At 74.7% G+C, this 10,306-nt stretch carries 10 protein-coding genes and 1 pseudogene; 4 read left to right on the top strand and 7 right to left on the bottom strand.

Features of this window, described 5'->3' with window-relative positions; translation table 11 throughout:
• Positions 1-9 precede the first annotated feature (9 nt).
• The 5 genes from ACZ6Y1_RS02710 to ACZ6Y1_RS02690 all read right to left on the bottom strand — a co-directional run bounded on the left by ACZ6Y1_RS02710 (position 10) and on the right by ACZ6Y1_RS02690 (position 5,221).
• Positions 10-1,125 carry a DegT/DnrJ/EryC1/StrS family aminotransferase gene (locus ACZ6Y1_RS02710; protein ID WP_469621475.1) on the bottom strand — a complete coding sequence of 372 codons (1,116 nt, stop codon included), beginning with the start codon at positions 1,123-1,125 and terminating at the stop codon, positions 10-12.
• On the bottom strand, positions 1,122-1,904 hold the full coding sequence (locus tag ACZ6Y1_RS02705; protein WP_469621471.1) for a NeuD/PglB/VioB family sugar acetyltransferase: 783 nt from the start codon (positions 1,902-1,904) through the stop codon (positions 1,122-1,124). The genes ACZ6Y1_RS02710 and ACZ6Y1_RS02705 overlap by 4 nt, the downstream gene beginning before the upstream one ends.
• A complete protein-coding gene (locus ACZ6Y1_RS02700) occupies positions 1,901-3,043 on the bottom strand; it encodes a DegT/DnrJ/EryC1/StrS family aminotransferase (protein ID WP_469621468.1) in 1,143 nt (380 codons plus the stop codon). The genes ACZ6Y1_RS02705 and ACZ6Y1_RS02700 overlap by 4 nt, the downstream gene beginning before the upstream one ends.
• Positions 3,040-4,053, bottom strand: coding sequence for an SDR family NAD(P)-dependent oxidoreductase (locus ACZ6Y1_RS02695; protein WP_469621465.1), 1,014 nt, complete (start codon positions 4,051-4,053; stop codon positions 3,040-3,042). The genes ACZ6Y1_RS02700 and ACZ6Y1_RS02695 overlap by 4 nt, the downstream gene beginning before the upstream one ends.
• A gap of 67 nt (positions 4,054-4,120) precedes the next feature.
• Complete coding sequence (locus ACZ6Y1_RS02690; protein WP_469621461.1) at positions 4,121-5,221, bottom strand: Gfo/Idh/MocA family protein; 1,101 nt, start codon at positions 5,219-5,221, stop codon at positions 4,121-4,123.
• 309 nt (positions 5,222-5,530) lie between these two features.
• Here ACZ6Y1_RS02690 and ACZ6Y1_RS02685 point away from each other — a divergent pair, with 309 nt between their 5' ends.
• The 4 genes and pseudogenes from ACZ6Y1_RS02685 (at position 5,531) to ACZ6Y1_RS02670 (ending at position 9,218) form a co-directional block, all read left to right on the top strand.
• Positions 5,531-6,394 (top strand): glycosyltransferase, encoded by an 864-nt coding sequence (locus ACZ6Y1_RS02685; RefSeq protein WP_469621458.1) that lies wholly within the window; start codon positions 5,531-5,533, stop codon positions 6,392-6,394.
• A gap of 2 nt (positions 6,395-6,396) precedes the next feature.
• A pseudogene (locus ACZ6Y1_RS02680) lies at positions 6,397-7,062 on the top strand (MFS transporter); the annotation flags it as partial.
• A gap of 483 nt (positions 7,063-7,545) precedes the next feature.
• Positions 7,546-8,202 (top strand): MFS transporter, encoded by a 657-nt coding sequence (locus ACZ6Y1_RS02675; RefSeq protein WP_469621746.1) that lies wholly within the window; start codon positions 7,546-7,548, stop codon positions 8,200-8,202.
• Positions 8,203-8,204: 2 nt separating this feature from the next.
• Complete coding sequence (locus ACZ6Y1_RS02670; RefSeq protein ID WP_469621743.1) at positions 8,205-9,218, top strand: TolB family protein; 1,014 nt, start codon at positions 8,205-8,207, stop codon at positions 9,216-9,218.
• Between the two features lie 13 nt (positions 9,219-9,231).
• Here ACZ6Y1_RS02670 and ACZ6Y1_RS02665 read toward each other — a convergent pair whose 3' ends face one another.
• Together ACZ6Y1_RS02665 and ACZ6Y1_RS02660 are read right to left on the bottom strand one after the other, a co-directional pair.
• Positions 9,232-9,468, bottom strand: a complete 237-nt coding sequence (locus tag ACZ6Y1_RS02665) for a hypothetical protein (protein ID WP_469621457.1) — start codon at positions 9,466-9,468, stop codon at positions 9,232-9,234.
• A complete protein-coding gene (locus tag ACZ6Y1_RS02660; protein ID WP_469621454.1) occupies positions 9,465-10,145 on the bottom strand; it encodes a DUF2278 family protein in 681 nt (226 codons plus the stop codon). The genes ACZ6Y1_RS02665 and ACZ6Y1_RS02660 overlap by 4 nt, the downstream gene beginning before the upstream one ends.
• Positions 10,146-10,306: the final 161 nt, after the last annotated feature.

The raw sequence follows: 10,306 nt of genomic DNA, 5'->3' as shown, positions 1-10,306 counted from the left end.
CTTCTTGCGTCAGCGCAGCGCGCCAGCGAGCGCGTCGACGACCCGCTGCTGTTGGGCAGCGGTGATCTGCGGGAACAGCGGAAGGGAGAGCATCCCGTCCGCGGCCCGTTCGGCGTGGGGGAAGTCGCCGCGGCCGTGACCGAGGTGACGGAAGGCGGGGGTCAGGTGGACGGGGGCCGGGTAGTGCACACCCGCCCCGATGCCCTCCGCGTTGAGCTTGCCGACGACGGCGTCCCGGTCCGCCCCGGCGACCCGTACGACGTACAGGTGCCACACGTGGACGTTGCCCGGGGCCGTGACCGGCAGGGTGATCCGGCCGGCCGCCACGAGCTCCGCCAGCAGGGCGTCGTACCGGGCGGCGGCGGCCCGGCGGGCCGCGTTCCCGTCCGCCAACCGGGCCAGCTTCGCCCGCAGGACCACGGCCTGCAGACCGTCCAGACGGCTGTTGAACCCGGCTACGTCGTGGCGGTACTTGGCGACGCCGCCGTGGTTGGCCAGCGCCCGCACCAGGGCGGCCGTCTCCTCGTCGTCGGTGACGACCGCGCCCGCGTCCCCGTAGGCGCCCAGGTTCTTGCCCGGGTAGAAGCTGGTCGCGGCGATCCCGCCGCTGCCGGGGGAGCGGCCCTCGCGGGTCGCGCCCTGGCTCTGCGCGGCGTCCTCGACGACACGCACGTGCGCAGGCAGCTCGGCGGCCAGGGCGGCCGTGTCGGCGCACTGCCCGTACAGGTGGACCGGGACCACCGCACGGGTGGCCGCCCCGACCGCGGCCAGCGCGGCCCCCGGGTCCATCAGCAGCGAGTCGGGCAGGCAGTCGACCAGCACCGGGCGGGCCCCGATCCGGGCGACGGCCCCCGCGGTGGCGATGAAGGTGTTGGCGGGCAGCACCACCTCGTCGCCCACGCCCACCCCGCTCGCCCGCAGGGCCAGTTCCAGGGCGTCGGTGCCGTTGGCGACGCCCACGCAGTGCCGCACCCGGGCGAACTCCGCGTACTCGCGCTCGAACGCGGCGACCTCCTCACCGCCGATGAAGGCGGTGCCCGCCAGCACCCGGTCGAACCCGGCGCGCACTTCGTCCGCGACCTCGGCGTGCGCCGCCTTCAGGTCGACGAGCGGTATCTGGTTCATGCGACGTGACTCCCCATCCGTGTCTCCGGCCTCAGGCCGGTCCCCTCCCCATCGGCCCGCAGTTCGTCGAGGGCCGGACCGTCCGCGGCCCGCAGCCGGCGGGCCGGGCTGCCCGCCCACACCTCGCCGGGCGGCACGTCCGACAGGACCGTGCTCCCCATACCGGTCAGCGACCAGGCGCCGACCCGTACGTACTCGCGGACCAGCGATCCCGCACCCACATAGGCGCCGCGACCCAGCCGCACCCCACCGCCCAGCCGCACCCCCGAGGCGAGCGTGGCGAAGTCCCCGACCACGTCGTCATGGGTGAGCACGGTCTGCGGCATCACCGCCACGTGCGATCCGACCCGGACGGCCGCGGTCAGCACGGTGTGCGCCAGCAGCACCGTGCCCACCCCGAGCACCGAGCTGTCCGACACCACCGCCGTGGGGTGGACCACCGTCGCGTACCGCTGTGCCGGCAGCCCCAGACGCCGCACCAGCCGGGCCCGCACCGCGTAGTCGCGCGGACTGCCGACGCAGACCACCACCCGGGCGTCGCCCAGCCGGTGCACCTCCTCGCAGCCGCCGAGCACCGGAACCCCGTCCACCTCCCGCCCCGACAGCGCAGGGTCGTCGTCGAGGTGCCCGGCGAGCCGCCAGCGCGCAGGACGGCCCCGCGCCAGGTCCGCGGCGGCCACGTCCCGTACCGCCTGCGCGGTCTCCCGTGCGAACCCGCCCGCGCCGACGATCACCAGGTCCTCGGTGTCCGGCCGTCCGGCCGGGCCTTCGCCGCTCATCCGGCCGCCTGTTCGCGGAGCACCGCCACCACCCGGTCCTGCTGGGCCTCCGTCATGGTGTGGAACAGCGGCAGGATCAGCGAGTCCCGGCTGATCCGCTCGGTCACCGGCAGCGGCGCGGCGCCGTGGCCCGCGTACGCCGGCTCCAGGTGCGAGGCCATGATCCCGCGCCGGGCCGAGATCCCGGCCTCCGCGAGCGCCGCCAGCAACGCGTCCCGCCCGACCGGGAAGTCCGCAGCCGGCAGCACCCAGTACGACTGGAAGTTGCCCTCGCCGTACCCCGGATCCCGGACCGGGGTGAGGCCGGGGATCTCCGCCAGCAGCCGCGTGTAGCGGGCGGCCAGCTCCCGGCGCCGGGCCACGATCTCGTCCAGCCTGCCGAGCTGCACCAGGCCGACCGCGGCCTGGATGTCGGTCATCCGGTAGTTCCAGCCGACTTCCAGGTAGCTCTCGACGATCGGCTTGCCGCTGGCGTGCCGGTCCGCCGCGGACACGTTCATCCCGTGCTCGCGCAGCCGCCGCAGCCGCTGCGCCCACTCGGCGTCGTCCGTGGTGATCATGCCGCCCTCGCCGGTGGTGATCACCTTGCGCGGGTGGAAGGACCAGGCCGCCAGCAGCGCCCCGTGGCCCACGGACTTGCCGCCGACGGTCGCGCCGATCCCGCAGGCCGCGTCCTCCACCAGCGCGAGGTCCCAGTCGGCGCAGGCCGCGCGCAGCGCGTGCACATCGGCCGGAACCCCGCCCTGGTGCACGGCGAGCACCGCCTTGGTGCGTGGGGTGCGCACCGCGTCGACGGTGGCCGGGGTGAGGTTGCCGGTGGCCTCCTCCACGTCCGCGAACACCGGCCGCGCGCCCACGTAGCGCACCGCGTTGGCGGTGGCGATGAACGACAGCGAGGGCACGATCACCTCGTCGCCCGGCGCCAGTTGCAGCGCGACCAGCGCCAGATGCAGCGCGGTGGTGCACGAACTCACCGCGATGCCGTGCGCGGCGCCCACGCGCTCTGCGAAGGCCCGCTCGAACTCCGCGACCCGCGGACCCTGGGCGACCCAGCCGGAGAGCACCGCGTCCGCGGCGGCCTTCGCCTCCTCCTCGCCCAGCCACGGCACCATGACGGGGATCCGGTCGGGCGCGCTCATCGGCCCGCCTCCCCGTCCGCACCCGCGCCGGAGGCGGCCGCATCGGCGGCCCGCTCGGCCCGCCACCACTCCACCAGGTCCCGCAGGCCGGTGCGCAGGTCGATCTCCGGAGTGAAGCCGAGGCGCTCCCGGGCCCGCGAGGTGTCCGCGAGCCGCCGCGTCACCCCGTTCACCGCCCGGGCCGGCCCGTGCTCCGGGTCCAGCCCGTCCGCGTCCATCGCCTCCAGCAGGCCTTGCGCGAGCTGGAGCAGACTGGTCTCGGTGGAGCTCGCGATGTTGAAGACCTCGTCGGTCAGGTCGGACTCGGCGGCCAGCAGGTTGGCGCGCGCGATGTCCCTGACGTCGACGAAGTCCATGGTCTGGGTGCCGTCGCCCAGGATCAGCGGAGGCTCGCCCGCCGCGATCCGCTCCATCCAGCGGATCAGCACCTCCGTGTACAGGCCGTGGATGTCCATCCGGGGCCCGTAGACGTTGAAGTAGCGCAGCGCGACGTAGTCCAGCCCGTACATGGAGTGGAAGCTGCGCAGCATCCCCTCGTTGAAGGCCTTCGCCGCGCCGTAGAAGGTGTCGTTGTTGTACGGGTGGTGGCGCTCGGTGGTGGGGAAGGTCTCGGCCAGCCCGTAGACCGAGGCCGAGGACGAGGCGATCACCTTGCCCACCCCGGCCGCGGCGGCCGCCTCCAGCACGTTGAACGTGCCGTCCACCATCACCTCGTTCGCCAGCCGCGGCTCCTCCGCGCACTGCGTGATCCGGATCGCCGCGAGGTGGAACACCAGGTCCGCGCCGTCCGTGGCCTTGCGCACGGCGGCCGCGTCGCGGATGTCGCCCTCGACGAGTTCCACCACACCGCTCGGCAGGGCACGGGCCAGGTTGGCCGTGCGCCCCCGGACGAAGTTGTCGAGTACGACGACCTCGCGCGCCCCGTTCTCCACCAGGAGGTCCACCACGTGCGAACCGATGGTCCCCGCCCCTCCGGTGACCAGAATCCTCTTGTCTCGTACGCTGCTCAACGCCCCGCCCCCACTGAATCGTTCATCGTCTGTCGTGCGAACGGCCCGACCGCGGCCGGGCCGACGGTCAGCGCCCGGTGCGCAGTCCGACGACCGCGCCACGGAATTCCAGGCTCCGTGAGGCCGCTTCGAGGATGTCGAGCACCTTGAGCCCGGCCCGGCCGTCGGTGAGCGGAGCGCGCCCCGTCCTGATCGCGTCGGCGAACTCCTCGACCATGCTGCGCAGGGCCTCCTTCTCGCCGATCGCGGGAGCCACCATGTCCCCGGTCCGGTAGGAGACGAGCATGTCGCGGCGCTCGTCCACGCCGATCTCCTGCGGCGCCGTCAGGTCCACCCCGCGGTCGAAGACCGCGACCCGCTGGGAGGGGTTGAGGTCGTCCCAGACCAGCGTGCGCTTGGACCCGCCGACCATCGTGGTGCGGACCTTCGTCGGGGAGAGCCAGTTGACGTGCACGTGGGCGATGGCGCCGGTGCTGAGCTGGAGCGTCAGATAGGCCACGCAGGACTGCCCGGCCCCGATCGGGTCGGCCCCGTGGGCGGCGACCGCGACGGGCTGGACGTGGTCCGGGAGGATGAAGTCGAGCACCGACAGGTCGTGCGGGGCCAGGTCCCACAGGACGTCGATGTCCTTCTGGACCAGCCCCAGGTTGATCCGGACCGAGTCGACGAACTGGATGTCGCCGAGTTCCCCGGAGCGGACCATCTCGCGGATCCGGGCCACCGCCGGCGTGTAGCAGTACGTGTGGTCGCACATCAGGGTCAGACCGCGCTCCTCGGCCTCCCGTACGAGCTGCAGCCCGTCCTCGTAGGTGGCGGCGAGGGGCTTCTCCACGAGCACGTGCTTGCCGGCGCGCAGGGCGGCCAGCGCGACGTCCACGTGCGTCCCGGCGGGGGTGGCCACCGCGACCGCGTCGACCTCCGGGTCCGCGAGGACCGCCGCGTAGTCCGCGGTCGCCTGCACGGTGGAGTACGCGCCGAGCACCTGCCGCGCCCGGTCCACGTCCAGATCGCAGAGCCAGCGCAACCGGAACCCCGGACTGGACTGGAAGTTGCGGACGAGATTGGGGCCCCAGTAGCCCGCGCCGACCACGGCGACGCCTAACGCGGCCCCGGGCTCCCGGCCGGCGGCGACGGCGTCCCGCCCCGCGTTCCTCGCGGTGTCCTTCACAGCGTTCCCCTTCCCTCCGCGCACACCTGACGGTGCGCCGACATCTCATGGCCGGGACGCGTGTGATGGGGGGACGAGCCGTCGAGGGCAGCCCGGACGCCTGCGCGACCCGTGCGTGACCTGCTCAACGGCGATGGCCCCCCACAACCGATGCTGCGTAAACCGCGTGCTTCCGCCCCCCGGACCGGCCGCTTGTTCCCCCAGGCGACCGAACCGCTACAGCGCGCTCAATCTAGACCACCTTGCGTACGCCTGGGGAGAGTTGGGGGAATCACCCGAGTCCGCTGATCGAACGTGCATACTGCGCGGGTGACCAGCATCGTGATACCGGCCCACAACGAGGGCGTGGTCATCGGCCGGCTCCTCGACGCGCTCCTGGCCGATACCGCTGACAGAGGCCCCGGCGGGGGCGACATCGTCGTCGTCTGCAACGGCTGCACGGACGACACCGCGCGGGTCGCCGCCGCCCGAGGCCCGCGCGTCCGGGTCGTCGACATCCCGACTCCCTCCAAGCACACGGCACTCCGCGTCGGCGACGAGCACGCGCGGGGCTTCCCCCGGCTCTACGTGGACGCCGACGTCATCCTCGGGGCCGCCGACGTACGGGCCCTGACGGCCGCCCTCGACGGGAATCCGGAACTGCTGGCCGCCGCCCCCGGCCGGGACATCCCGCTGACCGGCTGCGCCTGGCCGGTCCGGGCGTACTACCGGGTGTGGCAGCGGCTCCCGGCCGTCCGCGAGGGCCTGTTCGGCCGGGGGGTCATCGCCGTGACCGAGGCCGGGCACGCGCGGATCGCCGCACTGCCGCCGCTCATGGCGGACGACCTGGCCGCGTCGCTGGCCTTCGGGCCGGGGGAGCGGCGCGTGGTCGAGGCGGCCCGGGTCGTGGTCCGGCCCCCGCGCACCTGGTCCGACCTGATCAAACGGAAGGTCCGCGCCTCAACCTCCTCCGCCGAACTGGAACGCGCACAGGACTCGGACTCGGCGCCGTCCGCGCGTACCGGCAGGGCGGATCTCCTCGGCGTCCTGCGGGAGCGGCCGGGGCTGCTGCCCGGGGTCGTGGTGTTCGTGGTGGCGGCCCTCGCCGCCCGCCGGGGGTCCCGCAAGGCCATCCGGGACGGGGACTTCTCCACCTGGCTCCGGGACGAGAGCAGCCGGCAGGGGAGCGCCTGAGCATGTACCTCGCGGACCGCTCCGCCCCTGCCGGGGCGAAGGCGGCACCGGGCCCCGGCCCCGGACGGACCCCCGCGGTGGCCTCGGCCGTGCTCGCCCTGGGCACGGTCAGCCTGATCACCGACATCTCCTCCGAGATGGTCACCTCGGTCCTGCCGCTCTACCTGATCGCGGGGCTCGGCCTGAGCCCCCTGGGATTCGGCGCCCTCGACGGCGTCTACAACGGGGTCAGCGCCCTCGTGCAGCTCACCGGCGGCCACCTCGCCGACCGGGTCCGCAACCACAAGCTGATCGCCGGGCTCGGCTACGGCCTGTCCGCCGTGTGCAAACCGCTGCTGCTGCTTGTCCACAGCGCCGGGCCGATCGGCGTGGTCCTCGCGCTGGAACGCACCGGCAAGGGCCTGCGCACGGCCCCGCGCGACGCGCTGATCTCCCTGTCCACCCCCGCGGGGCAACAGGGCCGGGCCTTCGGCGTCCACCGGGCCATGGACACCACGGGGGCCCTGCTCGGCCCCCTCGCCGCCTTCTTCATCCTGAGCGCGGCGGTGGGCGGCTACGACGCGGTCTTCGGCGTCAGCGCGTGCGTGGCCGTACTCGGCGTGGTCGTCCTGATCCTCTTCGTCCCGGGCCGGAGCGCGCAGACCGCCGGGTCGGCCGGGACCCGCTCCGCCCGGGCCCGCCTGTCGGCGGCCGTCCCACCCGAGGGCCCCGCCGCCCGGGCGCACTCCGCGAGGGCCCGCCCGGCGGAGGGCGGCAGCGCACAGCCCCTCCCCACCCAGCCCCGCCCGGCGGGGTCCGGCCCGGCCGAGGGGGGTACGGCGGGGATCCTGCCCGCGCAGCCCCGTCCGGCGGGGGCCGCGCCGGCGGGGTTCGGCCCGGCGGGGTCCGGCTCGGCCGAGGGGGGTACCGCGGGGACCCTGCCCGCGCAGCCCCGTCCGGCGGGGCCCGCGCCGGCGAAGTCCGGCCCGGCGGGGTCCGGCTCGGCCGAGGGGGGTACCGCGGGGACCCTCCCCGCGCAGCCCCGTCCGGCGGGGGCCGCGCCGGCGAAGTCCGGCCCGGCGGAGGGTGGCACCGCACAGGCCCTCCCCGCGCAGCCCCGCCCGGCGGGGTCCGGCTCGGCCGAGGGGGGTACCGCGGGGAACCTGCCCGCGGTGGGCGACGCCGGCGTCGGCCTCCGTGAGGCGCTCGCGTTGCTGCGCGCGCCCCGGCTGCGCGCCCTCGCGTTCTGCGCCGCCCTGCTGGGCCTGACCACCGTCAGCGACGCCTTCGTCTACCTGCTCCTCCAGGACCGCACCGGCCTCGACGAGCGCTGGTTCCCGCTGCTGCCGCTCGGCACCGCCGCGGTGTTCCTCCTGCTGGCCGTGCCGGCCGGGGCGCTGGCCGACCGGATCGGGCGGCGCACCGTGTTCCTCACCGGGCACGCCCTCCTCCTGACCGGGTACGGACTGCTCCTCTGGGCCCCCGCCTGGCCCGCCCTGCCCTACCTGGTCCTCGCCCTGCACGGGGTCTTCTACGCGGCCACCGACGGCGTCCTGCCCGCCGCCGTCGCCGCCACCGTCCCCGGGGAACTGCGGGGCACCGGTCTGGCCCTCGTCGGCACCGGCCAGGCCCTGGCCCGGGTCGCCTGCTCGCTGGCCTTCGGCGGTGCCTGGTCCCTCTGGGGCCCCGGCCAGGCGCTCGCCGCCGCCGCGGCCGGACTGCTGTGCTGCGCGACCGTCGCCGGCTTCGTACTGCGCGACCGCGACCGCGACCCGCGCGGCACGCCTCGTACCGCCACGACCCCGACGCCCGTGAGGACCCCCCGATGATGCTGTCTCCCAAGCGCCGCCTGCTCGTCCTCGCCGTGACGGTGCTGCTCCTCGGGGGAGCCGCCACCGCCATGGTGCTGCGCGCCGCCGACCGCGCCGACCAGCCGCGGCCGGGCGGTCCCGCCGTCGCTGCCGGCCAGGTCACGCTCGGCCGCCCCGGCACGCTCCTGCTCCTCAACACCGCCCCGGGCCCGCACCACGGCACCCTCGCCTCCGTCCCGGCCGACGGCCCCGACGGCGAACGCACCGCCTCCGGCCTGAACTGCCGGCGCTTCCACGCCGCGGCCGGCACCGGCGTGTGCCTGCGCTCCGAACCCGGCGCCCTCGCCCAGGACAACCAGGCACTGATCGTCGGCGCCGACCTGAAGACCCGCCACGGCTTCCCCCTCGCGGGCACCCCCAGCCGGGCCCGGGTCTCTCCCAGCGGCCGGTTCGCCGCGTGGACGGTCTTCGTCGCGGGGGAGTCCTACGGTTCCGCGTTCTTCTCCACCCGCACCAGCATCGTGGACACCAGCACCTGGCAGCTCGAACCGGACCTGGAGAAGTTCACCGTCCTCATGGACGGCAGGAAGTACACCGCGGGTGACGTGAACCTCTGGGGCGTGACCTTCTCCAAGGACGACGACACCTTCTACGCCACCCTCGCCACCGCCGGCCAGACCCACCTGGTCAGGGGCTCGATCTCCGGGCGGACCGTCACCACCCTCGCGCAGAACGTCGAATGCCCCTCCCTGTCCCCGGACGAGACCCGCGTCGCCTACAAGAAGCGGGTGCAGCGAGGGGCATCGCTGTGGCGCGAACACGTCCTGGACCTGAGGACGCTGCGCGAACAGCCGCTCGCGGAGAAGCGCAGCGTGGACGACCAGGCCGCCTGGCTCGACGACCGGACCCTCGCCTACGCCCTGCCCGCCGAGGGATCCACCGAGAGCACGGACCTGTGGACCGTCCCCGCGGACGGCAGCGGCAGCCCGCGCCTGCTGGCCCCCGGGGCCGCGTCCCCGGCCCGCCAGGGCTGAGTGCCCCGCGGGATCAGCGCGGGTTCCAGGTGAACTTGCCGCCCGCGACCCACCGGACCTCGTCGGGGTCGTCCAGGTCGTGGATGGTGATCCCGAACTTCGCGGCGAGCAGCAGCACGTCCGTCATGGACGTCGCCCTGCCGACGAGCTCCCCGTCGACCTCCACGATGCGGAAGGGCGGGTTGCCGGTCTGAACCCCCAGGACGGTGACCCGCGCCGGGTGCATGTACGGTGCCGAACCTTCGGTCATGAGGAAACAGTGGCACAGCCCCAGACGGGGTGCCCGTCGGAGTCGGTGTGGTCCGTCTGGGTGGAGAACCGGTTCAGGAACACGTCCCAGCGGCCGTCGGGCCGGCCGGTCAGGGTCGCGCCGTCCTGCCAGATGCCGTTCTGGGGCCACCACTCGCTGCCGTACGGGTCGCCCTGGTTCTGGTGGATGTCGTGCATGCCGAGGCCGGCGTCGAAGGGCTTGCCGAACACGAGGATCGGCCGTCCGACGACCAGGATCTGTTCCAGCGCGAGGGCCGCGTCGAGATTGGAACCGGACTGCCAGGGCCGTGTCGGCCGCACCCGGCGGTCGAGGAGGTCCCGCAGCGCCCGGGGCAGCCAGGCGGGCCACGCCGGGCGGTCCCGCAGGGCCGGATGGCGCAGGTAGTCGAGCGCCCCGGACGAGGAGGAGCGCGCCAGCTCGTGATAGCCCGGCGCCAGTGCGGTGACCGGCCCGAGCACGGAGGCGTCCACCGTGAACGCACGCCACCGCACACCCGTCTGCGAGTCGTGGCTGTCCACGTCCACGGCGCACCGGTACCGCCCGTCCGGCGCGTCCACCCTGAGGTTGACGTGGAACCACGCTCCCTCGTCGTCGGGCGTGTCGCGGAAGTGCTGCGACAGCGTCCCCGCCAGTACGCCGTAGTGGTCGAATGGCATGCCTCCCAGTGAAGCACCGGCCGTCGCCGCGGGCCATCGGGACACCGCCCGGCGTCCCGTGTCAACACGGGGACGGCGTGCTCACCCCCGCCCGCCCACCGGGTGCCACCGTCGCCGCGGGCAGCCCGCTGCCCCACGGGTACGCGGCCCCGCCACCGGCC

This window comes from Streptomyces sp. NPDC053432, assembly GCF_055585365.1.
This window is presented reverse-complemented; position numbering and strand designations above follow the sequence as displayed.

What these genes read in the sequence shown, in the direction of transcription:
- ACZ6Y1_RS02710 (WP_469621475.1), bottom strand. Translation starts at nt 1,125, where the DNA reads ATGAACCAGATACCGCTCGTCGACCTGAAGGCGGCGCACGCCGAGGTC.
- ACZ6Y1_RS02705 (WP_469621471.1), bottom strand. Translation starts at nt 1,904, where the DNA reads ATGAGCGGCGAAGGCCCGGCCGGACGGCCGGACACCGAGGACCTGGTG.
- ACZ6Y1_RS02700 (WP_469621468.1), bottom strand. Translation starts at nt 3,043, where the DNA reads ATGAGCGCGCCCGACCGGATCCCCGTCATGGTGCCGTGGCTGGGCGAG.
- ACZ6Y1_RS02665 (WP_469621457.1), bottom strand. Translation starts at nt 9,468, where the DNA reads ATGACCGAAGGTTCGGCACCGTACATGCACCCGGCGCGGGTCACCGTC.
- ACZ6Y1_RS02660 (WP_469621454.1), bottom strand. Translation starts at nt 10,145, where the DNA reads ATGCCATTCGACCACTACGGCGTACTGGCGGGGACGCTGTCGCAGCAC.